The sequence below is a fragment of the Candidatus Acidiferrales bacterium genome, from assembly GCA_035934015.1.
In the GTDB taxonomy this organism is placed as follows: Bacteria; Acidobacteriota; Terriglobia; order Acidiferrales; family UBA7541; genus DAHUXN01.
The window spans coordinates 150568-174719 of the sequence record DASYYH010000026.1; the positions used below are offsets into that span (position 1 = coordinate 150568).

20 protein-coding genes are annotated in these 24152 nt (G+C 57.6%); 14 read left to right on the forward strand and 6 right to left on the reverse strand.

Annotated features, from left to right (window positions below):
• The first annotated feature begins 26 nt into the window (after positions 1 to 26).
• Complete coding sequence (locus tag VGR81_12990; protein HEV2289853.1) at positions 27 to 1046, forward strand: hypothetical protein; 1020 nt, start codon at positions 27 to 29, stop codon at positions 1044 to 1046.
• Between the two features lie 12 nt (positions 1047 to 1058).
• On the opposite strand, the gene VGR81_12995 is transcribed toward VGR81_12990, so the two are convergent.
• Together VGR81_12995 and VGR81_13000 are read right to left on the reverse strand one after the other, a co-directional pair.
• Positions 1059 to 2000, reverse strand: a complete 942-nt coding sequence (locus tag VGR81_12995) for an EamA family transporter (GenBank protein ID HEV2289854.1) — start codon at positions 1998 to 2000, stop codon at positions 1059 to 1061.
• A gap of 157 nt (positions 2001 to 2157) precedes the next feature.
• Positions 2158 to 2769 carry a deoxynucleoside kinase gene (locus tag VGR81_13000; GenBank protein ID HEV2289855.1) on the reverse strand — a complete coding sequence of 204 codons (612 nt, stop codon included), beginning with the start codon at positions 2767 to 2769 and terminating at the stop codon, positions 2158 to 2160.
• Between the two features lie 134 nt (positions 2770 to 2903).
• Here VGR81_13000 and uvrB point away from each other — a divergent pair, with 134 nt between their 5' ends.
• From uvrB to VGR81_13015, 3 genes are all read left to right on the forward strand, one after another.
• Positions 2904 to 4943, forward strand: a complete 2040-nt coding sequence (uvrB, locus tag VGR81_13005) for an excinuclease ABC subunit UvrB (GenBank protein HEV2289856.1) — start codon at positions 2904 to 2906, stop codon at positions 4941 to 4943.
• A gap of 405 nt (positions 4944 to 5348) precedes the next feature.
• Positions 5349 to 5636, forward strand: a complete 288-nt coding sequence (locus tag VGR81_13010) for a GIY-YIG nuclease family protein (protein ID HEV2289857.1) — start codon at positions 5349 to 5351, stop codon at positions 5634 to 5636.
• A gap of 961 nt (positions 5637 to 6597) precedes the next feature.
• Positions 6598 to 7257: a PEP-CTERM sorting domain-containing protein gene (locus VGR81_13015; protein ID HEV2289858.1), complete on the forward strand. Its 660-nt coding sequence runs from the start codon at positions 6598 to 6600 to the stop codon at positions 7255 to 7257.
• A 183-nt stretch (positions 7258 to 7440) separates the two neighbouring features.
• On the opposite strand, the gene VGR81_13020 is transcribed toward VGR81_13015, so the two are convergent.
• On the reverse strand, positions 7441 to 8616 hold the full coding sequence (locus VGR81_13020) for a glycosyltransferase family 2 protein (protein ID HEV2289859.1): 1176 nt from the start codon (positions 8614 to 8616) through the stop codon (positions 7441 to 7443).
• Between the two features lie 31 nt (positions 8617 to 8647).
• Between VGR81_13020 and VGR81_13025 the strand changes: the two genes are divergently transcribed.
• The 4 genes from VGR81_13025 to VGR81_13040 all read left to right on the forward strand — a co-directional run bounded on the left by VGR81_13025 (position 8648) and on the right by VGR81_13040 (position 12906).
• Positions 8648 to 9511, forward strand: coding sequence for a DUF2520 domain-containing protein (locus tag VGR81_13025; protein HEV2289860.1), 864 nt, complete (start codon positions 8648 to 8650; stop codon positions 9509 to 9511).
• A 9-nt stretch (positions 9512 to 9520) separates the two neighbouring features.
• The gene (locus tag VGR81_13030) at positions 9521 to 10840 is read left to right on the forward strand and encodes a pitrilysin family protein (protein HEV2289861.1); all 1320 of its coding nucleotides are present in this window, start codon (positions 9521 to 9523) and stop codon (positions 10838 to 10840) included.
• The gene (locus VGR81_13035; GenBank protein ID HEV2289862.1) at positions 10840 to 12222 is read left to right on the forward strand and encodes a pitrilysin family protein; all 1383 of its coding nucleotides are present in this window, start codon (positions 10840 to 10842) and stop codon (positions 12220 to 12222) included. Before VGR81_13030 ends, VGR81_13035 begins: the two co-directional genes overlap by 1 nt.
• A gap of 357 nt (positions 12223 to 12579) precedes the next feature.
• A complete protein-coding gene (locus VGR81_13040) occupies positions 12580 to 12906 on the forward strand; it encodes a helix-hairpin-helix domain-containing protein (GenBank protein HEV2289863.1) in 327 nt (108 codons plus the stop codon).
• 86 nt (positions 12907 to 12992) lie between these two features.
• Here VGR81_13040 and ribB read toward each other — a convergent pair whose 3' ends face one another.
• The 3 genes from ribB to VGR81_13055 form a co-directional block, all read right to left on the reverse strand.
• A complete protein-coding gene (gene ribB / locus VGR81_13045) occupies positions 12993 to 14177 on the reverse strand; it encodes a 3,4-dihydroxy-2-butanone-4-phosphate synthase (GenBank protein HEV2289864.1) in 1185 nt (394 codons plus the stop codon).
• A 576-nt stretch (positions 14178 to 14753) separates the two neighbouring features.
• Complete coding sequence (locus VGR81_13050) at positions 14754 to 15320, reverse strand: hypothetical protein (GenBank protein HEV2289865.1); 567 nt, start codon at positions 15318 to 15320, stop codon at positions 14754 to 14756.
• A gap of 164 nt (positions 15321 to 15484) precedes the next feature.
• A complete protein-coding gene (locus VGR81_13055; GenBank protein HEV2289866.1) occupies positions 15485 to 16441 on the reverse strand; it encodes a hypothetical protein in 957 nt (318 codons plus the stop codon).
• A gap of 393 nt (positions 16442 to 16834) precedes the next feature.
• Between VGR81_13055 and VGR81_13060 the strand changes: the two genes are divergently transcribed.
• The 6 genes from VGR81_13060 to VGR81_13085 form a co-directional block, all read left to right on the forward strand.
• On the forward strand, positions 16835 to 17533 hold the full coding sequence (locus VGR81_13060; GenBank protein ID HEV2289867.1) for a hypothetical protein: 699 nt from the start codon (positions 16835 to 16837) through the stop codon (positions 17531 to 17533).
• A gap of 105 nt (positions 17534 to 17638) precedes the next feature.
• Entirely contained in the window at positions 17639 to 19279 is a 1641-nt protein-coding gene (locus VGR81_13065) for a tannase/feruloyl esterase family alpha/beta hydrolase (GenBank protein ID HEV2289868.1), read from the forward strand.
• Positions 19280 to 19337: 58 nt separating this feature from the next.
• Positions 19338 to 21698, forward strand: coding sequence for an alpha/beta fold hydrolase (locus VGR81_13070; protein ID HEV2289869.1), 2361 nt, complete (start codon positions 19338 to 19340; stop codon positions 21696 to 21698).
• Positions 21699 to 22017: 319 nt separating this feature from the next.
• A complete protein-coding gene (locus VGR81_13075) occupies positions 22018 to 22779 on the forward strand; it encodes a hypothetical protein (GenBank protein HEV2289870.1) in 762 nt (253 codons plus the stop codon).
• Between the two features lie 221 nt (positions 22780 to 23000).
• A complete protein-coding gene (locus tag VGR81_13080; protein ID HEV2289871.1) occupies positions 23001 to 23591 on the forward strand; it encodes a TetR/AcrR family transcriptional regulator in 591 nt (196 codons plus the stop codon).
• A 303-nt stretch (positions 23592 to 23894) separates the two neighbouring features.
• Positions 23895 to 24152, forward strand: a 258-nt coding sequence (locus VGR81_13085) for a protein kinase (protein ID HEV2289872.1), incomplete at its 3' end; no start/stop codon positions are given.

Genomic DNA, 24152 nt, shown 5'->3' on the forward strand with positions numbered 1-24152 from the left:
GGACAGCGCAGTATCGGCCTCGCGCCATGAAGAATCACCTTCGCTCACGGCCCACATTTCCGTTCGTTCTCGTGCTTTTGGAGCTGCTCCTTTTTTCGCCTCCCATTTTCTCGCGCCAATCTGCATCCGCTAAGCGCATTCGCCTTGTTCCGCATTTCTCTCCCGGCCAGACCCTTCGTTACTCTGTCCAGATGACTTTGGACACGAATTCACAATCCACCGGCCCCATAGTCAATCCCGAAGGCGCCCAAAAAATTGAAGAATCCGTCAACGTCACGCTGCGGATCGACGTCCTCAGCGTTTCAAACGCTACCGCGACTCTCGGCCAGGCCCGCATTCGCGCCACTTATGAAAAGGCCGTCGCCACAACCAGCAGCGATTCCTACGACCCTGATACGGCCGCCGTCGCAGATCAATTCAAGCGGCTCGAAGGTCAGTCTCTGGAATTCACTCTTGAACCCGATGGCAAAATCAGCGATGCGACGGGTCTCAAGGACACAACAACAGATCCATCCCGCGCCGCAATCGTCAGCCAGTGGCTCAGCCAGTTGACTTTGGGTGCTTCTTTGCCGCAGAAGGGAATTGCCGTCGGCGAAAAGTGGTCTTCCGAACAGCCGCTCGAGAACATGCCTCTCAAGGGTCTGGCCTGGCGCACAAACTCAAGCTATCTGCGCAACGAGCCTTGCCGCGAAGCCACAGTCGAACCGTCGCCTGTTGCCGGTGCGAAATCACCAACTCCATCAGTGGACGAATGCGCGGTCATCCTCACGAAATCCGAAATCGTCAGCTCCGGCTCCGACAAAGACCGCACGCCGGATGTCTTTCGGCAGAACGGCCTGCGAACTTCCGGCAAGTGGACTGGCTCAGGCGAGGGCCTGACTTCGATTTCGCTGCACACGGGGATGGTCGTCAGTGTCACGCAGTCCAGCGCGACGCAAATGGATTTCACCATCATGACCGACGTGGCTCAGAATCGCATGCGTTACGCCGGTGGTACGCACAGTCAATCCGACATCACGCTCGTATCGCAATCGGCCAATCCGTAACTCCTCGCAGAACTACGCCGCATCTTCCGCCGGCAAAGCAGCCGGTTGCTTTTTCGTTCGCGTCGTCCGGATCGCCACCACGCTGATCAAAATGAATGCTGTCCCCACGATCGTCCGCAATCCCAGCGTTTCGCCGCCGAAAAAATATCCCAGCAGCACTGCCACGACCGGGTTCACGTAAGCATAAGTTCCCACCTTCGTCGGCGATTCGTGATGCAGCAGCCAGACGTACGCCGTAAACCCGACAATCGATCCCGCGACGATCAAATAAGCCAGCGCCAGCCACGCCCCGCGCGAAACATTCCCCGGATGAAAATTGTGAAATTCCCCGAGCGCGGCTGCAACAACCGCCAGCAGCACTCCTCCCACGAGCATCTGCACTCCCGAGCTCATCGCCTTCGATGCAGGCAGCGGCAGTTTGCGCGAGAGCGCCGACGCCACCGACCAGCTGATCGCCGCCACAATCAGCGCCGCTGCCCCCGTTTTATCAATCGGCGCTCCGCCAAGATTCAGCGACCGGCTCACCAGCGTCGCGACTCCCAAAATCCCGACGGCCAGCGCCAGCCCCAGCCGAAGCGTCAGTTTCTGCGTTTGCAGTAGAATAATTTCCGAAAGCGCCATGAACGCCGGAATCGTGGCCAGCATCACCGCCGCGATTCCCGAAGGCACGCGCTGCTCAGCCCAGAAGAGCAATCCGTAATCAACCACAAAAATCGGGATCGCCAGCAGAGATGCCGAAATCCATTCGCGTGCCGATGGCGTTCGCTCGCCGCTCGCCATCATCCAGCCATAGAGCGCCAGCCCCGCCACCAAAAAGCGCATCGCCGCGAAAAGCAACGGCGGAACTTCATGCACGCCGATGCTAATTGCCAGAAACGTGGATCCCCACACGAAATAAATGATCGAGAAAGCCAGCAAAGTTTTCCAGTTCGCGCGATCGCTTCGAGTTTCCATGTTGAGTTGTTCTCATCACTCTAACAATTCCGCCGCCGCGTCGCTTGCATGGCACGCAGCGCTCATAGGCGAGGAAAGAATCCATTTTGGCCGCATTCAGCGCAGAGAAAAGTTCGTTCGGCGCATCCTGCGCGCTGGCAAAAGTTTTCGTGAAGGTCTATCGCGTGGAAGCTGCTGTAATGATTCCCTTGTACAAACCTTCGAGCTGCGTTTCGGAGCGCAAATCGAGTTCGGAAGTGTCGAAGCTCAAGACTCGCAAATTTCCCGTGGAGTTATGATGGCGCGCATACGCGCGGCGTAGCGCATCCAGATATTTCCCATCGATCGTTGCCTCGTATGGCCGGTTTCTTCGGCGAATGCGGTCCAGCAGCACATCATTCCGCGCGTCGACGTACACAGTCACGTCCGGCCGCGGCACGCTCACGTCCAGCCCGAGCGTTAGCCGCTCATACAATTCCACTTCGCGATCGTGCAGCAGCGCTCGCGCGAAGATCGGGTCCTTCGCCTGCGTGTAATCTGAAATCACGGGCCTCGTTCGCGCCGGCGGAATCGTCTTCAGTTGCTCATACCGCGAAATCAAGAATGTCAGTTGCGTTCCCAGCGCCCAGCGCTCGCGGTCCGCATAGAAGTCCGGCAGGAATGCATTTCCGTCCACATCTTCCAAAATCAGTGTCGCGCCAAGTTTCAACGCCAGCAGTTGCGCCAGCGTTGTCTTGCCCGCGCCGATAGGCCCTTCGAATCCGATGTACGGTTGATTGTTTGCTGGCAACTTGCTTTGGCTCCCACACCTCCGTCGCTGAGGCGCGTCTGCTGCGCAACAGTCGCGGCCAGAGATTAGCACTCAGTTTGCGCTATAATGGAGATTTTACGCGCCTCCAAAATTCGGCGCAGAGCGTCCACACCATGGATTTCAAGCTTTCCAGCACTTACGAGCCGCGCGGCGATCAGCCCGAAGCCATCGCCCAGATCACTCACGGTGTGCGCGACGGCGACAAGCACCAGGTCCTCCTCGGCGTCACAGGTTCGGGCAAAACCTTCACGATGGCCAAGGTCATCGAGCAGATCAATCGCCCGGCGCTCATTCTCGCGCACAATAAGACGCTCGCCGCCCAGCTCTTTCACGAATTCAAGTCATTTTTCCCGCGCAATGCCGTCGAATACTTCGTCAGCTACTACGATTACTATCAGCCCGAAGCCTATCTGCCTTCTTCCGACACCTACATCGAAAAAGAAGCCACTATCAATGACGAGCTCGACAAGCTGCGCATGAGCGCCACGCGTTCTCTTTTCGAGCGCCGCGACGTCATCATCGTCGCCTCTGTCTCCTGCATCTACGGCCTCGGCTCGCCGGAAGCCTATTACGGCATGATGCTCATGCTCGAAAAAGGCCAGTCCATTTCCCGCGACGCGATTCTTCGAAAACTCGTCGAAATCCTCTACGACCGCGGCGAAGATTTGCGCCGTGGCACATTCCGCGTTCGCGGCGACACCATCGAAGTCCATCCGCCCTATGACGATTTCGCCGTGCGCATCGAAATGTGGGGCAGCGAAATCGAAGCCATTCGCCGCATCGATCCGCTGACGGGAGAAATCCGCTCCTCAGGCGAAGAAATCACGCGCCTGCCAATCTATCCCAAGACGCACTACGTTCTCCCCGCCGCGCAGCGCGAACGCGCCATTCAAGGCATTCTCGAAGAACTCGAATGGTGGCGCGGCGAACTCGCCCGTCAGGGAAAAATTGTCGAAGCGCAGCGCGTCGAGCAGCGCACGCGTTTCGACATTGAAATGATGCGCACCATCGGTTATTGCCACGGCATCGAAAATTATTCTCGCCATCTTTCCGGCCGTCTGCCCGGCGAAGCGCCGCCCACGCTTCTCGATTACGTTCCCAGCGACTATCTCCTCGTCGTCGACGAATCGCATCAGACGATTCCGCAGTTGCGCGGCATGTATCATGGCGACCGCTCGCGCAAGCAGAATCTCGTCGACTACGGCTTCCGCATGCCTTCCGCACTCGATAATCGCCCGCTCACCTTCGAGGAATTCGAGCATCGCGTCAATCAGGCCGTCTACGTTTCCGCCACGCCCGGCCCGTACGAACTCACAAAATCCGGCGGCGTTGTCGCCGAACAAGTCATTCGTCCCACGGGCCTCGTCGATCCCGAAATCGAAGTCCGCCCGATCAAAGGTCAGGTCGATGATTTGCTCGAGGAAATCCGCGTCCGCGCTGAACGCAACGAGCGCATTCTCGTCACCACACTCACCAAACGCATGTCCGAGGATTTGGCCGAATACTTCGGCGAGGTCGGCGTGCGCTGCCGTTATCTGCATTCCGAAATCGAAACTCTCGAACGCGTGCGCATTCTCCGCGATCTTCGCCGCGGTGAATTCGATGTCCTCATCGGCATCAATCTTCTCCGCGAAGGCCTCGATCTTCCCGAAGTCTCGCTCGTCGCCATTCTCGACGCCGACAAGGAAGGCTATCTTCGCAGCGCTACCTCGCTCATTCAGACCATCGGCCGCTGCGCGCGCCATCTCGAAGCTCGCGCGATTCTCTACGCCGACGTCATGACCGACTCCATGCGTCAGGCCATCGGCGAAACCAGTCGCCGCCGCGCGAAACAGATGGCCTACAACCGCGAAAACAACATCACGCCGCAATCCATCAACAAGTCCGTCGATATGCAGCTCGCCGCGATTGTCGAAGCGGATTACTCCACGGTTCCCGTGGAAGACGCCGCCCTCGGCGACATTCAGAGTGAAGAGCAGTTGCAGGCCGCCATCGCGCAGCTCGAAAACCAGATGCGCGAAGCCGCGAAGAAATTCGAATTCGAGCGCGCCGCGACGATTCGCGACCGCATCCGCCTCATGAAGCAGCGCGACCTCGGCCCTTTGTTCGAATCCGTGCCCGCCCAACCCACTGTGCCTCCCGCGACGGATTGATCCTGAGCGCACTTTGCGAAGGGCGTGCCGTCCCCTCTTTGACCCCGCCTCCGCTTCGGAAGTTGCTGCCTCAGAAACGCAAGCGCCCGCCGCGCACTCCAAAGCCCCCTCGCTGCCCGGCAACACTGCCTCTGCACAAAACGCAAAGCCCTAACTTTTCATTGCAGGGTTTAACGTTGTTCTCGTAGGGGCGGGGCTTGCCCCTCTTGATTGTCCTGACGGAGGAAACGCGCGACTCTCTGAGTCGCGTCTGCCGCCTCGTACCGAAAGCGCCAAACCATAGACGGCGGCGTTACGCGGTATTTGTCTTCACGGTGTCATCCTAAGCGGTAGCGAAGGATCTTGCCTTGTAATTACAAAAGCATCAAGGCAAGATTCTTCGTCGGCAGGAACCGCCTCCTCAGAATGACAGCCAAAATTTATTCGGTATACATGATGTCCAGCGCGTCGCTAAATCTGTACACGGGAATTACCGGCAATTTACCGCGTCGCGTGTGGCAGCACCGTCAAAAACAGCCGAAAGGGTTTACCTCGAAATACAACATCAACAGACTCGTGTATTACGAAACGTTTGCCGATGTTCGAAGCGCCATTCGCCGTGAAAAGCAGATCAAAGGCTGGTTGCGCAAAAGAAAAATCGCGTTGATTGAGTCAGTCAATCGCGACTGGAAAGACCTCAGTCAAGACTGGTGAACGCGAAGCATCGTGTTCCTTACGTCCCATTCCGAATCACCTGAGGCGTATTTTTGTCATCCTGAGCGCAGCGTTTTTTGCGAAGTCGAAGCCTGCTTGCCGTAGGCAGGGATCTCGCCTCGACGAATTTTCGTATCCGCTCCATTTGAAACCTCATCGCAACTCGCGGGCTCTCACGCTGTGTGCTTTTGCGGGTGCCCCACGCTCGCCTTTTGAGCGTGGGTCTTTGTGTTTACGTAGGGGCGAGGCTTGCCCCGCCCGCATGTCCTGACGAAGGGAGGGCGCGACTCTCTGAGTCGCGCAAGACGCACGGCGAAGCCCCGTCGTCCTCGCCCCCGCCGAGGCCCGGTGGCCCGCGCATCCGACTGATACTTCCACGCAGAACGCAAAACCGCAGAGCTTGTCATTCTGAGCGAAGCGCATTTCGCGCAGCGAAGCCTGCCTGCCGCAGACAGGGATCTGCTTTTGCACTTTTGGAGTGCGGCATCTTGATGCCGCTTTGCCGTAATCGTCGGCTCCCCCGACGCCGCCTCCGAAAAAAATGACCTCGTTAGGCGGGCGTCTGTTTCGGTTTTTGCCTTTGTAGGGGCCGGTAGGCTTTATTGGCCTTACGCTCTCGTAGCGGCGGGTTTACCCCGCCAGTCCTCGACGCTTGCGCAAGTGCCTGCGCATTCGGCATCAGGCATTGCGCATCTCGGTACTTTCCACCTTCATTCCCAGCGGCTAAGTCCTTTCAGAACAGAACAGAACAGAACAGAACAGAACAGAACAGAACGGTATCTCAGTTGCTAGCAGAAATGCGGGTATTGTCCGTCATTTCCTCTTTCCGGCTTAGAAGTTTTCTCAGAAATGGTTTTGGGCGTAGGTAAGTCGCCCAACAGCCATTTGTGAGATGAGTCCTAGGCCCTTCCAGGAGCCCGGGGTCGGTTTGCCACAAGCTACGCTATTGAGGAGGAACTCCATGCGCAAGGCAGCCTTTGGAATTGTTCTCGCGACGGTTATTCTTTTCGTTCCCGGCATTTGCATCGCCGGACCCGTCACCATCTTCGACAACACGAATCCCATAAGCCAAGTATGCTGCGGTTACGGAGTAGGAACAATCTCCGCGGGAAACAGTTTCATTGATGCGTTTTCGTTCACCGTTAGCGGCGGAAACTATTTGCTCGATACTGTTGGATTCCTCGAATCCCAAGGGAATTTGGGAAATCCAGTCGGAACTCCAAGTGGGTTCACCCTCTTTTTGTACGGTGACTCTGGCAGCGATTCCCCAGGTGCGGTACTGGAATCATGGAGTGGGATTACCGCAACCTCTGGAATTATGCTCGAGACAGTAGCCTCTACATCGGTCGTTATACTAGATAACGGCCAACGGTACTGGTTCGGAGTCACCACAACGAACCCAGCAGAAGAAGGGCTTTGGTGGATTAACCCCGCGCTCGCTATAAGCCCTGGCTGCGATTTCTTAAATGGCAGTCCGGTCCCTTGCAACAGCGCCCTCGCTGCGGGTGCCTTCCAAATCACAGGAACACCAACTGCCACGCCCGAGCCATCTTCCTTGCTGCTGCTCGGCACCGGCCTGCTCGGCCTCGGCCCATTCATTCGCCGCTTTGCTTTGTCGTAGTGGTGCACACATCCGGGCGCGGTTCACAAACCGCTCCCTTCGTTTGCTCGCTGTTGCTCCGTCAGGGCTGGCCTGCCTGCCGCAGGCAGGCTTCAGCCATGCCGGAAAAACGCTTTGTGAAATGTTTTTACCTATTCGCACGTCTTTTGTGCGATGCATCCGTTTTCTCAATTAGACGTATTGCTAGACCTGCCCCTTCCTCAATTCCTCCAGCGGATAAAACGTCCCGCGCCACACCACTCCGCCGCGTCCTAGCGTCACAATCATCGACCGCAAAATAATATACACAATCACCAGCGCGCCCAGCGCGTGCGTGACTCCAAACCATCTCGACGCTCGCGCGCGCGGCATCAGCAGCGCCTCGAAGATCATCGCCGCAATCACCGCAACTGCCGCCGCAATCTGCGCTGCGCCTCGCGCGAAAATCACGCCGAGCACCGGAGCAATGCTCAGCACAAAAACTCCGCAAATTCCCCCGAAGAACGCCTGCGCTGCGCTGAACGAAAATCCCGCAAACATATTTTTCGTCAGCCCTTTGACGATGTTCCCAAATCCTTCCTGCCATCGCACGTTCAGCAAATGCTCGCTCGGCGCGGCCATCGAACGGAACCCGCCCATCTTCACGAGTTTTCCGAGTTTCATGTCGTCCACCACTTCCATCGCCAGCCGCCGATGCGTTCCAATCGCTTCGTATGTCGCGCGCCGGATCATTTGAAACGCGCCCACGCCCATGTACGCCTTCGATTTCGCATCGCTTGTCTTCCACGGATGCGTTCCCATCGCAAAAATCACGCCCAAATATCCCAGCGCCACGGGCTCCCAGAATCCGCGCAGGTCCAGCCGCACGAGCAGCGTCAAATGGTCCAGCCGCTCGCGCGTCATGTACGTCACCGCGCGCCGCAGCAAATCCGGCGCGAAATGCACATCCGCATCCGTGAAAATCAGCCATTCGCCGTTGGCTTTTTCATACGCCGATGCCAGCGCGTGCGGTTTTCCCAGCCATCCTTTCGGCAATTCCGCGACGTGGATCGCTTTTAACCGCGCATCGCGCGCCGCACACTCATCCAGAATTTTTCCCGTCGCGTCCGTCGAGCGGTCGTCCACGGCAATCACTTCATAATTCGGATAATCGAGTTTCATCAGCAAAGCGAGCGCCGCCGGCATTTTTTCCGCTTCATCGCGCGCCGCCAGCAAAATCGAAATTCGAGGAAAATCCGGCCCGTCGAAAGGCGCGGCATCCGCCAGCGAAGGAATGCTCGCCATTCCGCGGCACGTCACCACCGTCGAAACGATCCACACCAGCGCCAGCGCTGCGAAAAAAATGATCGCGAATATGTGCAAGTCGATTTTTCCAGGCACAAAGATTGCGAAGAAGATATCCTATCATGTCATGACTTCGACGATTGCGATCGTGGGCGCGGGACGTGTCGGGCGCGCACTCGGCCGAAAACTCCGCGACTCGGGATGGACGATTGCCGCTGTCGTGGCGCGTTCGAAATCCTCCGCGCGCTCCGCCGTTCGCGCAATCGGCGCCGGCCGTCCCCAGCACGGATTGTCGTGGCATGTCTTTGAAGCGGACATCATCCTGATCGCCACGCCTGACGATGAGATCCATGCCGTCGCCGCGAAGCTCGCGCAATTTGGCAGGGAAGAATGCCGCGGCAAGGTCGCAATTCACACCAGCGGCGCGCTGGACAACACTACCCTCGATCCTCTCGCGCGTGCCGGAGCCGCGACCGCCTCGATGCATCCTATGCAGACGTTCGGAGGCCGCGGTGCGCCGCCGCTGGACGGCGTGGCCTTCGTGATTCAGGGCCATCGCCGCGCGCAAGCCGCCGCTCGAAAAATCGTGCATGCTCTCGGAGGCGTGCCTATCGCGCTTGCGCCCAGCGCAAAGCCTGCGTACCACGCGGCAGGAAATTTCGCTTCCGGCTATTTATTGACCGTGATCGAGACAGCCATTCGCGTCCTGATGAGCCTTGGATTTTCGCGCCGCCGTGCCAAGATGGCTGTTCTGCCGTTGATTCATCAAACGCTTGCCAATTTCGAGCGTTTCGGCGCTCATGCCGCCTGGACCGGGCCGATTTCGCGCGGCGACTTCGCCACCGTCTCGCGCCACGCGCATTCCCTTGCCGCGTTCCCGAAGGAATATCAGCAAGCCTATGCGGCGCTCGCGCGCCTTTCGGCGCGTGTGCTCGCAGCGCGGCCGAAGCAAACATTCCAGCAGCTCAATCGAGTTCTTTCGAAAAGGTAAGGAGGAAATTTGTCCAAATTGCAGATTCCCGTGGAAACGGAAACGCTCGCGAACGGCCTTCGCGTCGTCATTTCGCCAGATCGCTCCGCACCAATCGTTCTTGTCGGTGTTTATTATCAGATCGGATTTCGTCTCGAACCGCGCGGCCGCAGCGGTTTCGCGCATTTGTTCGAGCACATGATGTTTCAGGGCTCCGAGCACGCCGGAAAAATGGAGCACATCCGCCTGATCAATTCTTCCGGTGGCGTTTTGAACGGAACCACGAACTACGACATCACGAATTATTTCGAAGTCGTGCCATCGAACGCGCTCGAACGCGTGCTGTGGCTCGAAGCGGATCGCATGCGCGCGTTGAAAGTTGATGACGACAATTTGCGTAATCAGCGCGATGTCGTGAAAGAAGAAGTCCGCGTGAACGTCCTCAATCAGCCCTACGGTGGCTTTCCGTGGCTCGATCTCCCGCCCATCGCTTTTCGCAATTGGCCCAACGCGCATAATTTCTATGGTGATTTTGCCGATCTCGACGCCGCCACGCTGGGCGATGTCCGCCAGTTTTTTCATACGTACTACGCGCCAAACAACGCTGTTCTGCTGATGGTCGGCGATGTGGACCCGAAGGAGGGCTTCGCTCTCGCGCGGCGCTATTTCGAAAATATTCCGCGCCAGACGCTCTTGCCCAAGGCAGATACGAGCGAAGTGCCGCAGCGCGAGGAGCGCCGCGGAAAAGTCGAAGAAAAATTCGGCCAGCTTCCCGCGATGGCTATCGGCTACAACGTCCCGCAGCGCCACGAACGCGATTGGTATGCGACCTCGATGCTCGACCGCATCCTGCACGCCGGCCGCGCCGGACGCATGTACCGCACTCTCGTTTTGGAAAAGCAGATCGCCGTCGGCGTGGATGGCGGCATGGGATTTCCGGACGTCTTCGAATACAACGGACCGACTTTGCAGACCACGGTGATCTACCACAAACCGGAATATTCCGCCGATGCGACCGTCGCCGCATTCGATGAGGTCATCGGCGCGGTTCGCGAGAAGGCCGTGGACGCGCAGGAGCTGGAGCAGGTGAAAGTAAAATGCCGCTCCGATTTTTATTCCATGCTGGAATCGGGCGGCGCGGGCGTGCCGCGATTTGGATTGATGCACGCGCTGGCGTGCTTCGCGCTGTTCGATGGCGACGCGAAGCGCATCAACACGGTGCTCGATAGCTTTCTCGCGGTCACTCCCGCTGAAATTCACGCCGCGGCGCAAAAATATCTGACGCCCGAAAATCGCTCGATTGTCTTTCGCCAGCCGGTTGTACAGCCGCAAGTGCAGGAGGTGGCATAATGAGCGGCGCGAGTTCACAAGCGTCCTTTCCTTCCGCTGTGCCCTCTCTCGGCGCGGAACGCTCCGTCGCATGGCCTCGCCGCGCGACGCGCACGCTCGCGAACAGCATGCAGGTCGTGCTCGCCGAGCAACACGCGTTTCCAAAAATCAGCCTGGAGCTTTTCTTTCGCTCCGGCAATTCGCTCGTCGCCCATCGTTCTCCAGGTCTTGCGGAAATGGCCGCGCGCGTGGTTCGCACGGGAACCCAATCGCGAGCGAGCCGCCAAATCGAAGAAGATTTGCGAGGAATGGGCGCCAGCCTCGGCACTTCGGCAGGCGCCGACACAAGCGCGATTTCGATTTCGGGATTGTCCGAATTTGCCGAGCCGCTGCTCGCGATGGTCGCGGATCTCGCGCGCAATGCCGCATTTCCGCAAAATGAATTCGAGCGCGAGCGCCGCGAGCGGCTGGAAGAATTGCGCATCGATCGCACCACGCCGGGATTTATCGCCGAAGAGCGTTTTCGCCGCGTGCTTTTCGGCGAGCATCCGTATGCCGTGATTGCGCCTACGGAAGCGCAGGTCGAATCCTATAGCCGCGAAGCGCTCGCGGATTTTTATCGCGCCAATTATGTCCCGTCGAATGCGCTGCTGATTGCTGTAGGCGACTTCGAGTCCGATCGCATGATGGATCTGATCGAAAAAACCTTCGGTGCGTGGCGCGCTGCCGAAGCGCCCGCATTTTCTGGCGCGGCTCCGCCGGTCGCACATGGCCGCCGCGTTCACGTCGTGCACATGCCGGGAACGGTGCAGGCCGAGGTGCTGGTGGGCAATCTCGCCATCAACCGGCAAAGCCCGGATTGGCGCCGTGCACTGCTTGCCAATACGATTTACGGCGGCGCATTCAATTCGCGCTTGGTGGCGAATATCCGCGAGCAGAAGGGCTATACGTACAGCCCGCGCAGCGGTTTTCATCCGCTCAAGCATCAGGGCTATTTCTCCGTGCACGCGGCGGTGCGCAGCGAAGTGGTCGCGGCGACGCTGACGGAAATGTTTTATGAACTCGACCGCATGCGCGCTCTGCCCGTGACCGAAGCGGAGCTGGACGCGGCGCGAAATTACATGTCCGGCGTATTTTCGCTGGGCATCGCGACGCAAGGCGGCTTGCTCGGCCAGCTTTCGACGCAATATCTGGATCGCTTGCCGGAGGATTATCTCGAAACGTTCCGCGAACAAATCCGCGCGTTGCAAATCGAGGATGTGTTGCTCGCCGCGCGAAAGTATTTCGACTCCGCGAATGCCAGCATCGTTATCGTCGGCGATCGTGCGCAAGTCGAGCCGCAGGCTGTACTGTTCGGTGACGTAAAAGTATGGGATACTCACGGCCATGAGCTGGCCAGCTAATTCGCCTGCTACCCCCGCGCCGCGAAGCAAACCTCTAACTCTTCGCGAAGGGCACGAACTGTACGGCGCACGTGTTCGAAACCGCGTTCTTGCAGGGTTCGTTTCGCTTGGCCTAGCTTTTTGGCTTTGGACGTTGCAGGCTCGATTCCCTCGCGGCACAACGCTACACATTGCTTTAATTTGGGGTGCAGCAGTTTGTTTTGCCGCCGCGGAGCTTTCTTGGAGTTGGGCGCGATTACTATGGCGCCAGTGGGTCAAAGGCAAGCCGTTCACGAAAACGCGTCTTCGATACGAACTGGCGATGGCGGTTCTTCTCGCTTTGTTCTTTGGTTGGTACGTGTTGGAACGGATGAAGTGGTGAGGTTGCGTAGTGCGCATGGTCGCGCTCATCTGTTCAGGCTTACGACGTTTTGTTGTGCCGCGCTTCTTGCCACACTCACAGCGGCCGCCGCGAAGAAGAAGTTGCCGGCGCATCCGATTGACTTGAATACGGCGACGCTGAAGCAACTCGAAGAATTGCCGGGAGTGGGGCCGGCGACAGCGCAGGCGATTTTGAATTTTCGAGAGAAGAGCGGCCCGTTCAAGAGCGTCAACGATCTGCTGGCGGTTCCGCGAATTTCGAAACGCAAACTCGACAAGATGCGGCCGTACATCACGATAGGGCCTGGGGCGAAAAATCACTGACGCCGCAGAAACGCAAAAGGGAGGGGTGTCTCGCCTGCGGCGCGTTGTGCCCGCCGTCCCCTGAACCCAGCGCGATTTTTATCGGATTAGAAAGCTTGATGAGACGCTGAAGAGCTGCGCAGGGCGAGAGGAACTTGCTCGGCGATTTCGAGGCCGTAACCTTCGAGCGCGGCGAGTTTGCGCGGATGATTGGTGAGCACGCGAATCCGCCGCAATCCCAAATCAATCAGAATCTGCGAACCGACGCCGCTTTCGCGCCATACCTGGCGCTGGCGATTCAAATCCTGATCAAGTTCACCGCGTGAATGGAAAAGAATACGCGGGAGAGCGTCATTTTCTCCTGGCTGCGAATCGATGCGGAAGCCGCGGCCGGTGTGATGGAGATAAACGAAGACGCCGCGATTTTCGCGGGCGATGGCTTCGAGCGAACGGTCAATGATTTCGCGGCAATCGCAAGCGAGCGCGGTGAAAACGTCGCCAGTGAGGCATTGCGAATGGACGCGCACGAGCGGCGGCGGATCGCCGGAGAGTTCGCCGCGAACCAGGATGACGTGCTGTTCGTCGTCGGTTTCGCTGGAATACGCGAGCATGCGAAATTCGCCGAAGCGCGTAGGGAGAAGCGATTCCGCGATGCGCTTGACGTAACGCTCGTGGCGCATGCGGTAGCGAATCAGTTCAGCGATGGTGAGCAATTTCAGATTGTGGTGGCGGCAGAATTCGATGAGCTGCGGAACGCGCGCCATGGTGCCATCGTCGTTCATGATTTCGCAGATGACGCCGGAAGGCTCGAGACCGGCGATGCGTGCGAGATCAACGGAGGCTTCCGTCTGGCCGGCGCGAACGAGGACGCCGCCGCGACGAGCGCGCAGAGGAAAAATATGGCCGGGACGCGCGAGGTCTTCGGGGCGCGCATTGGGATCGATGGCAGTGAGAATTGTCGTGGCGCGATCGGAAGCGCTGATGCCGGTGGTGGTGCCGCGGCGCGCGTCGATGGATTCGCAGAAGGGCGTGCCGAAGAGAGAAGTGTTGCGCTGAGACATGGGCGTGAGATTCAAGGCGTCGCAGCGTTCTTCAGTGAGCGCGAGACAAATGAGGCCGCGGCCTTCGCGGGCCATGAAGTTCACGGCTTCAGGCGTAATTTTTTCGGCGGCCATGGCGAGGTCGCCTTCGTTTTCGCGATCTTCGTCATCCACGATGATGACCATGCGCCCTTGGCGGATTTCCTCGGCGGCTTCTTCGACAGTGGCGAAGGGAGGGGTGAATTCAGTCATAGAGGGATCCAAGGAGAGGGATGGGGCAATCCGCGATTGGCCAGCGACAACGAAATATGACGCGAAATGTTGCGATTAGAAATTGGGCGAGGTTTTGTTTTGTGTGAGTTACGGGCGATTCTAATCTCGAAAGTGTGGCGATTAGAAAATGACAGTGGCTAGTGGCGAGTGGCGAGTGATTAGCGATGAATTCTGATCGCGAGCCAATAAAGACGCGCGCAAACGCGAACGAGACGCGTCGAAATCTGTCCCGATTAGAAAAGGGCAAGTGATTGATTTTGTTGGTGGTTAGCGAGAAATCACTGAGCTTTTGTGTCCCGATTAGAAATGCGGGAAGAGCGCCCATCGCTTTGCCCGAAGATGTCGTGAGCGACTCGTCCCCCTGGGACGCTGCGTCGAATTGGCGTGTCGTTTTCAGTGCTATAGCCTGCATCGGCATGATGCCCTCAAATTACCCTAGCACAGCTGGGGAGTAGAGGCGAGGGAAAGGCAGCGAGGAGCCATAGGGGACGGCGGATGACGGGAAACCGGGGCTGAGCGGAGATCGTGGAGAACGGCACACAAAAGGAATTGCGTTCAGTTGGAGGAGGAAAGGCGGAGTTTGCCGGAGATGAACTTCTGAAATTGTCCGGGCGATGAGGGCGGAGCCATTTTGAAGTCGATGGTCATGTGGCCGGGCGTGGTGATGGTGTATGTAAGGCGATAGCGAGGAGCTCCAGGCTCGATGTCGCCGAGGAATATGGCGCTTTTTCCGCCGGGCGCGGCGGATACGGTGTAGTGAATCACGTGGCCCTCGTTGTCGGTATAAAAGGCGCGGAGCTGGTGTTTGGAGTTGTCGGCATAAATGATCATCAGATCGTCGTGCACAATCGCGGGATGATCTTTCGCAGCTGGATATTCGGAATGGTTTTTGCGGATTAAGACTTTGCCCTGCAGGCCCGGCTCGAAAGAGCAATGGCCTCCTCCGCCCTGTCCTGTCTCGGCAGTGCCTTCGCCGATCCATTTACCGACAAGAAATTTCAGAGAATCAAGGCTGGTGGTGGCGGGCGCGGCTGAAGTTTGCGCTTGAGCGGTGGCGAATTGACATGCGGCCAATGGGACAAAAAGCAGGACGAGACTGAGTGCGGAGATTTTTCGCAGCATGGTCGCCCTCGGAACGGCGGAATTGTTCAAATGATTGCGGGCGCGAGATTAGGTTCACGAACGAGAGTTGTCAAGGCAGGAAGAGAGCCGGGGAGAACTTCCGGAGGCCAGACCAGGGCGAGTGCAAAGCCCTGGCCGGGCCGATCCGGGAAAAAGGTTAAGAGCTAGCGCGAACGGGTATGGTTGTCAGGCTTGTGCGGCCGTCCGTGGCCGTTATCCTGATGCCCACCGCCATTGTTTTGCTGTGCGCGACCATTACCCTGTCGACCGCGCCCATTGTCCTGCTGTGCGCGGCCATTACCCTGGCGGCCACCGCCATTGTCCTGGTACGCGCGACCGTTATCCTGACGCCCGCGGTTGTTGTCCTGGAATGCGCGACCGTTATCCTGACGGCCACGCCCATTGTCCTGAAATGCGCGACCGTTATCTTGTCGCCCACGGCCGTTGTCTTGGTGTCCCCACCCTTGGTTGTTACGCTGCCCGCGATCGTCGTGGTTGCCACGGTCGCGGGAGGCCATGTCGCGATGATCCATCTGATCGCGAGTGGCGTCGAAGTGCCGTTCGTGCTCGGCTGCCATCTCCTCGCGATTCGGAAACGCGCGCACGCCGCCCTCGCCATTGAAGGCTACGCGGTCGTCGTTGTGAACGATCACGGTGCGATTGATGTACGTGTTGTGGATGATGTTGACGTTCACGCGGGAGACGGCCGTATTGTAAAAGAAATGTCCGCCGCGCCATTCGCCGCCGCCAAAGCCGACGCCTCCGTAACCGAAGCCATAGTTAATGCCGCCGTAGAAGCCGACGTGCGGGCCCCAATAACCGGCGTGCCAAGCATAGACGCCGCCAGCGAAACCCCAATAGCCGGGAGTCCAGAGGAAGCCCGGACGAGGCGCCATCACCCAAGCGCCGGGAACCCAATAGTAACCATCGTCGCCGTAGGCCCAGTAACCGGGCGTCCAGATATAGTCCGGGCCGGGGCAGAGCGGCTGGGCGTAAACGCGCAGCGGCGGCGGGCCGATATGAACAGAGATTCCGACAGCGACCTGCGCTAGCGAAGGACGGGGAATCGCGAGCGCGAAAAACGCCAAAAGAAACCACGGCAAGAAACGGAATTTACGCATCGTTGTCACCTCAGTGCATCCTTTGCCATGCAATTTGCCCTGCAAATATTCAAACACTCGGAAACAACAAAAGTTGCGGCTGCGTTGCAGAACCAGCTTTCCCGCGGGCGCAAATTCGAGCGTAGCGCCAGCACGGGTGGCGCACAAGAATCGGGGGCGTGTGACGTGCCCAAGCGGAAACCTGTACGAAGGACTAGGAGGCTGTTGGGGCATCGGTTAGGGCGAAAAACACGGATGGTGAGCGAAGTTCGGAAAAAACGGAGGGGCGACTGGAGGAGGGATGAGAAGAGGAAGGATGGAAAGGGAGGGAAAAGCCAGTTGACAATAAACCGACCAGTCGGTATGTTTTCGATGGTTCGGCACTTTACAACCAGAGGAGGGAAGGACGAAGCCATGGAGATCTTGGACGTGCGGCGGGGAATTGCGGGGAGAACTTCTGGAAGAATCGTGGCGGCGGTGTTGGTGCTGGTGATATTGGCGGCGGCTGGAGCCACCGCGCAATCGGCAGAGGATCTGAAGAAGAAATATCCGAAAATGGCGCCGATTGACGAGTATTTGATGAACCGAGACGCGGAAATCGCGTTGGCGCGATCGGCGGCACCGGAGGCGATTTCAAAAGATGCGAGTGTGTTGGTGCTGACGCGCAAGGGTTGGGAGACGGCGGTCAAGGGTACAAACGGTTTTGTGTGCCTAGTCGAGCGAGGCTGGACAGGTCACGTTGACTTTCCGGAGGTTTGGAATCCGAAGATAAGAGGAGCGGATTGCCTCAATCCCGCCGCGGTGCGGTCCGTTCTACCCACTTATTACAAGCTAACACAAATGGCGCTAGCTGGCGATTCTGAAGAGGAGCGCATAGCCGGCATTCAGGCGGCGTATGCGAAGAAAGAACTGCTCCCTGTGGAACCGGGAGCCATGGGCTACATGATGTCCAAGAAATCATACCTTGCTGACGGCACCTCGAACAACCTTTGCCATGTGATGCCTTTCGTGGCGGCTCAGAAGATGCCTCCGATGCGCACACTCGTTATCGCGGTACTGACGTGGTCCGACGGCACGCCGGCGGACTCGATGGGGGGCGATCATTCTCGCTGACGGCCGATCTTAGTGCGATTCAAGTCATGAAAAGGAGCTGCGGGCTCTCGAAGCTGGCGGCTCGTTGAGATACCTATTTATTACGCATTCATAAGGAGAACACCGATGGACAAAAAGACAATCCCAACCATCATATTGGCGACCGTTACCTTGGTTGCCGTGCTGGGTGCGGCACGGCGAGCGGTCGCCCAGGACGCGTGCGAACGCCTGACTGCGGCAGAGGTTCCCAACACCACGATTACGTTTGCGCAGACGGTTGCGGCGGGCACGTTCAACGGCCCTCCGACACCGAAGAGCGGCAGCGAACTCGCACTTTTTTATAAGAGTCTTCCGGCATTCTGCCGCGTCGTTGCCGAGGCGAAGCCGACCTCAGACTCCGACATTAAAATCGAAGTCTGGCTTCCGGTCTCGGGATGGAATGGCAAGCTGCAAGGAATCGGCGGTGGCGGATTCGCCGGACAGATTGACATTGTGCAACTCGCAACGTCGATGAAGGCGGGGTACACCGCGACGGCGACTGACACGGGACATACGGGATCATCCCCCTTCGATGCGGGCTGGGCGTTGGGGCACCCGGAAAAGATTATCGATTACGCCTATCGAGGAATTCATGAGATGACGAGCGTCGCCAAGACAGTAATCGCGGCTTATTACTCCAAGCCTCCAGAGCACTCATTCTTCGCCGGATGTTCCAACGGCGGGCGCGAGGCGTTGATCGAAGCCCAGCGTTATCCCGAGGATTATGACGGGATCTTAGCCGGCGCTCCGGTGACCGACCTCACTGCTCTGTTCGTGAGTTTTGCTTATGACGCCCAGGTCCTGACAATGGATCCGGCCAGCTTCATTCCTCCGGCAAAGGTTCCCACGATTGCAGCGGCAGTGAACGCCGCGTGCGACGTGGCGGACGGGGTGCACGATGGCATTCTGAACGATCCGCGGCAGTGTCACTTCGATCCCGCGACGATCCAGTGCAAGGGAGGGGATTCCGATAAATGCCTGACAGCCGCGCAGGTCACTGCGCTGAAGAAACTCTACGCGGGAATGCTCGATTCCAAAGGGCGCGTAGTTTACCCCGGCTATCTGCCCGGCGGCGAAGAGAGTCAAGGCGGGGGTCCAGGCGGCTGGGACGTTTGGATCACCGGCCCGGCGCCCGGGAAGAGTACCATTGCGTCTTCCGCCAACGGATTCTTTTCCGACTTTGTATTCGGGAAGTCCGATTGGGACTACAAGACGTTCAAGGTTGATGCGGACCTGAAAGCAGCCAATGAGAGATTTGCGCAGATCCTGAACGCTACCGATCCCGACCTCAACCCATTCAAAGCCCGTGGAGGAAAGTTGATTCTCTATCAAGGCTGGAATGATCCGGCAATCACGCCGTTGAGCACGATCAACTATTACGAGAGCGTCGTCAGGAAGATGGCGCAAAAGGATGTCGACTCTTTCGTCCGTCTCTACATGGTGCCGGGCATGCAACACTGCTTGGGAGGCCCGGGGCCGGATTCGTTCGGCGCGTTCTATGATCTGAAGTTCGACGACCCGCAGCACAGCGTGGACGCATCTTTGGAACAGTGGGTGGAAAAGGGCACGGTGCCGTCAACAATTATTGCGTCGAAGTTTGAAGGCGAGGACGAAACGCATGCAAAGATGACGCGGCCTCTGTGCCCGTATCCGCAGGCAGCGAAGTACAAAGGCAGCGGCGATCCGAATGACGCCTCGAACTTTGTGTGCGAGCGGCCGAAGAAATAAGCTCTTTTTACGACAACTGAATTACTTCGAGGTGCAGTTCCTCGTCTGAGAGGCGGCCTTGTCAATTCTCGTTTTTTTCGGTTGCACGGTGATTCCACTTGAGGGAGCGAATTTCACGATGCCCGGATACTACTCGGATGCGAAGGAAGCCGTTCGACAGAAGATCAACCAATGGATACGGTCCAGCGGCGCCTTTGACGGCGTGATTGACACCGACAAGATATTGCGTGACCCGGATCATCCGACCAGGATTGCGTGGAGAACTTTCGGCAGAATCATAGCGGGGATATTGGCACTTCTGCTGCTGGTGACGACTCAAGCGAGCGCACAATCGCAGCCAGCGCCGGCGACGGAAGCCTCAGCTCACACGGATGCAAGAACGTCGAATGCGAAGCAGCAATCCCAAGCGTCAGATATTCAGCCGTTCAAGGTGCATGTTGCGGATTCCGTTCTTGAGGATCTCGATCGTCGCTTGGCAGCCACCCGGTGGCCCGACCAGCTCCCCGGCACAACTTCGGAGTACGGAGTGGATATCAAGAAAGTGCGCGAATTGGCGGACTACTGGCAGAAACAATTCAACTGGCGCGCACAAGAGGCGCGCATCAACAGCTTCGATCAGTTCACGACGGAGATTGACGGGCAGCGAATTCATTTTATCCATGAGCGTTCGCCCCGCGCCGACGCAATTCCGCTGCTGCTGATTCACGGATGGCCCGGTTCGTTCCTCGAATTTCTGAAAATGATCGAGCCGCTCACACAGCCGAAGAACGCCAGCACGCCGGCGTTTGACGTGGTCATCCCCTCGCTTCCCGGATTTGGATTTTCCGGACCAACGACAGCGCGAGGCTGGGGCCCAAAGCGCATGGCGAGTGCTCTTATCGCGCTCATGGATCGCTTAGGCTATTCCCGCTACGGTGTTCAGGGTGGCGATTGGGGCTCTGAGATAGCCCGCGACATCGCTCGCCAGGCACCCGAACACGTGATCGGGCTGCACCTGAACCTTTTGTACGCAGATCCTCCGAACCAAGAAGCGGTTGCAAAAATGAGCGACTTTGAGCGGAGGCGCTATTCCTATTTCCAATCGGAAGAAAGCAGTTTTTTCAACCTGCAATCCAGTGAACCCCAGACTCTTGCCTATGCCCTGACTGACTCACCGGTTGGATGGCTGGCCTGGATGATCGATAAATTCCAATTCCTTACGGATAACAACGGCGATTTTCTTACCGCCGTGGACCGCGACACATTTCTGACAGATGTCACGCTCTACTGGGTGACCGGTACGATAGGTTCCGCGATGCGGATATACCGCGAGAATCGCCTCGAGGAAAGAGAAGCAGCGCCACTTCCGTATCTAAAAACTCCTGTGGCATTCGCGGATTTTCCGAAGGAAGTGTACTCTACGCCACTCTCTTGGATCGAGCAGAGCTATAACGTTGTGCAATACACGAGGATGCCCAGAGGCGGGCACTTCGCGGCGCTTGAGCAACCCGATCTTCTGGTAGCCGATATACGGAAGTTCTTCCCAAGAGTCAACGATGATGAACCCATGAAGCCTGTCACCACAGCACCTGACGAGCCATTGGGAAGTGGCTTTGAGTCGAAGTTTGCGAAGGTGAATGGCACGGAACTCCACTATGTCCGCGGAGGAAGCGGCCCTGCGGTTGTCTTGCTGCATGGATTTCCCGAGGATTGGTACGAGTTTCGTCGTGTTATGCCTCTTTTAGCGCAGCGGTTCACGGTGATCGCGGTAGACCTGCGGGGAGTGGGCGAATCCGCGCCATCCGACAATGGCTACGATGCAGCGAACCTTGCCGAAGATCTTCATCAGCTGGTGGCTAGCCTGAGCTTGGGGCACGTCTATGTCGTCGGGCACGACGTCGGAGGAATGGTGGCCTACGCGTTTGCACGCCGGTATGGGGAGACGGCGCGTGGGGTGATGATTCTGGATTCGGCGTTTCCTGGCCTCGACCCGTGGCAGGAGCTTGTCGATCGCGCGTGGCACGTGCGCTTTAATCAGAGTGACGTGGCGGAAAAGTTGGTGAGCGGCCGCCAAGCGGAGTATTTCCGATATTTTCTTGGAGAGCTGAGCGACGCCGACGTGGACCACTACGCATACGCTTACAGGGATCCCGATCACCTGCCGGCTGCGTTTGAGACCTATCGGGCGTTTCCCGCAGATGCGAAGTTTTTTGCCGCGCAAACCGGGCGCACGGACATTCCGCTCGTCATCGGCGCAGGCGAACATGACGTCGTCGAAACCTTCTTGCCGCGTATTGCCGCTGCGATGCGGGCGCATGGATGCACGAACGTGGACGTGGAGACGATTCAAGGCGCAGGACATTACGTCGCTGACGAGGCACCCAATGCTCTGGCAAAACTGGTGGAACGCTTTGCTGCTGTTTCACCAAAATCAAACTAGGGGAAGAATTAGGTGCTCCCCAGCGAATTTCTCGCTTGCCCCTCTATCACTCCACTGGAATAGAAGCGGCGCGCTATCCGCTTACTTCAATTCTGCGGTGCCACGGTGGCCCGACGGCACTTCTGGATTGGCAAAGCAACGGCATGATAGGCAGGTTGGGATGTCATTACTTCTCGATACAAATGCCTAGAAGTTTGAGATGAGTTGATCGCGAGAGGCAGAGAAATGTGTTGACAGTGTACCGACCAGTCGGTATGTTGATACTGGATGCAGGAACAGCATTGCTGTGAGGGAAGAGGCAACTATGGAGCGCTTGAAGATGCCGAGAAAAATCGCACGAAGAGCTATGGGGAAAATTCTAGCGGGGGCCGTTGCGGTGGTCGTACTGGCAGCGACGGCGGTGGTCACGCGGGCGCAGGATGAGAGACCCTATCCGAAGATGCTGCCGATTGGGCAGTATCTAATGGATCGAAATGCGGCAATCGCACTGGCGCGAAGCGCCGCTCCCCCGGACATTTCAAAGGATGCGACTGTTTTAGTGCTGACGGCCAAAGGCTGGGAGACAGCAGTGAAAGGTACGAACGGTTTTGTGTGCATGGCGGGACCGTCGTGGGCGGCCAGCATTGACTTTTATGATGTCTGGAGTCCGAAGCAGAACGGGCCCATTTGCCTGAATCCGCCGGCTGTGCGGTCAATCCTGCCGATTTTTTACAAGCTGACGCAAATGACGCTGGCTGGAGTGACCTCTGTAGATGGGCGTATTGCGGGGATTAAAGAAGCGTATGCGAAGAAGGAGATTCCGCCGGTGGAGCCGGGGGCCATGAGCTACATGATGTCCAAGGATGCATACCTTTCTCATTTGGGCCATACACACAATTTGTGCCACGTGATGTTTTTCTTGCCGATAAAAAATTCTGCTGAATTGGACGCCAATGATCCGAACTCGCCCATTTCTTCTACTTCCCTGTGGTTTCCGGACCCAGACAAACCGGATAGTCCACTGAACAAAGAGCTGCCGCCGTTGCGGACTGTGCCAATTGCGGTGCCATACTGGTCTGATGGAACTCTTGCGTTCCACTAGATAAAGCCGTATGGCAAGCGCAACGATCAGAGCAGCGCTCGAACAGAGTGGGGAGCGCGTCTTGACTCGAACGACCGTGTGGAGGCAATTGAACAGACGTTTCGCTGTAACGCGGCAAGCCGGTCAGACTCTATATCACGTTGTCGACGTGCTCCGGACGCCGGTGATATATCGGCGAAATAAATAAGGTATGATGAGACGGGGTAGGAGTATTCAAAAATATGGATGGTACAAGAGAGAGGATTCTTCAGGCGGCTTTCGAAGAGTTCTATAAGAACGGCTTCCAGGGCGGGAGCTTAAACCATATCGCGGAGAGGTCCGGCGCCACGAAGGGCGCCCTCTTTCACTATTTCAAGAATAAGGCGGAGCTGGGATACGCCATCGTGGAAGAGGTGATTCAGCCATCGGGCAATCCGCGATGGATCGATCCCTTGAAAGACGCGAGCGATCCGATAGAAACCATCAAGACAATGTTTCGCCGGAACATTCGGGAAGATGTGGCGGATACCGAGATGATTGCACATGGGTGTCCGCTGAATAATCTGGCGCAGGAAATGTCGCCGCTCGATGAAGGTTTTCGGATGCGCATTGAACGGAGTTACAGGCGGCAGCGCCAAGCCTTGGTGGATGCGCTGGAGCGCGCCAAGAAAAGTGGGCAAATCAAGAAGAATGTTGCGACCAAGGGAGTCGCGGCGCTGATCGTGGCCTGCCAGATGGGAATTTGGGGAACGATGAGAAATACCCAAGACGCGGAGCTGATGATTCAGTCAGGCGAGGCGCTGTGCGCTTTTCTGGATAGTTTGAAGAGTTAGCTGCAACCTGCACGGCGGATGGGTGAGGAACGGCCCGCATCGCGAATCCCAAAAAGCAGAAGTGCAGAACCCCGAATTTACATGTCGTTTTTTAATACCCCGATTCATCATCAGATGTCCTGCAAAACATAAAACACTGCTTGCCATCGCTACATTTCAGCCTGGTCGCTGCGCGGCGACGGGCGGCATTCAGGGACAGGCGCTACTGGCGCTGTTTCGACCACAAGGCTGACCCATGGACAATTCGAGCCGCACTCCGAGTAGCTTTGAGTTAGCAAGCCTGCCATAATCTGCGGCCAGATTATGGCCCTCCAACCTGGGATGCGTTTAGGCCCCTATGAGATTGGCGCACCGCTGGGCGCGGGCGGGATGGGAGAAGTGTATCGCGCGCGGGATACGCGTCTGGGGCGCGACGTGGCCATCAAGATCCTGCCGCAGCATCTCACGCAAAATACGGAAGCAAAACAGCGCTTCGAGCGCGAAGCGCGCGCGGTCTCCAGCTTGAATCATCCGCACATCTGCACACTCCACGACATCGGCCATCAGGACGGCACGGATTTT

What these genes read in the sequence shown, in the direction of transcription:
- VGR81_12990 (HEV2289853.1), top strand. Translation starts at nt 27, where the DNA reads ATGAAGAATCACCTTCGCTCACGGCCCACATTTCCGTTCGTTCTCGTG.
- VGR81_12995 (HEV2289854.1), bottom strand. Translation starts at nt 2,000, where the DNA reads ATGGAAACTCGAAGCGATCGCGCGAACTGGAAAACTTTGCTGGCTTTC.
- uvrB (HEV2289856.1), top strand. Translation starts at nt 2,904, where the DNA reads ATGGATTTCAAGCTTTCCAGCACTTACGAGCCGCGCGGCGATCAGCCC.
- VGR81_13010 (HEV2289857.1), top strand. Translation starts at nt 5,349, where the DNA reads ATGACAGCCAAAATTTATTCGGTATACATGATGTCCAGCGCGTCGCTA.
- VGR81_13015 (HEV2289858.1), top strand. Translation starts at nt 6,598, where the DNA reads ATGCGCAAGGCAGCCTTTGGAATTGTTCTCGCGACGGTTATTCTTTTC.
- VGR81_13025 (HEV2289860.1), top strand. Translation starts at nt 8,648, where the DNA reads ATGACTTCGACGATTGCGATCGTGGGCGCGGGACGTGTCGGGCGCGCA.
- VGR81_13035 (HEV2289862.1), top strand. Translation starts at nt 10,840, where the DNA reads ATGAGCGGCGCGAGTTCACAAGCGTCCTTTCCTTCCGCTGTGCCCTCT.
- ribB (HEV2289864.1), bottom strand. Translation starts at nt 14,177, where the DNA reads ATGACTGAATTCACCCCTCCCTTCGCCACTGTCGAAGAAGCCGCCGAG.
- VGR81_13050 (HEV2289865.1), bottom strand. Translation starts at nt 15,320, where the DNA reads ATGCTGCGAAAAATCTCCGCACTCAGTCTCGTCCTGCTTTTTGTCCCA.
- VGR81_13055 (HEV2289866.1), bottom strand. Translation starts at nt 16,441, where the DNA reads ATGCGTAAATTCCGTTTCTTGCCGTGGTTTCTTTTGGCGTTTTTCGCG.
- VGR81_13060 (HEV2289867.1), top strand. Translation starts at nt 16,835, where the DNA reads ATGGAGATCTTGGACGTGCGGCGGGGAATTGCGGGGAGAACTTCTGGA.
- VGR81_13065 (HEV2289868.1), top strand. Translation starts at nt 17,639, where the DNA reads ATGGACAAAAAGACAATCCCAACCATCATATTGGCGACCGTTACCTTG.
- VGR81_13075 (HEV2289870.1), top strand. Translation starts at nt 22,018, where the DNA reads ATGCCGAGAAAAATCGCACGAAGAGCTATGGGGAAAATTCTAGCGGGG.
- VGR81_13080 (HEV2289871.1), top strand. Translation starts at nt 23,001, where the DNA reads ATGGATGGTACAAGAGAGAGGATTCTTCAGGCGGCTTTCGAAGAGTTC.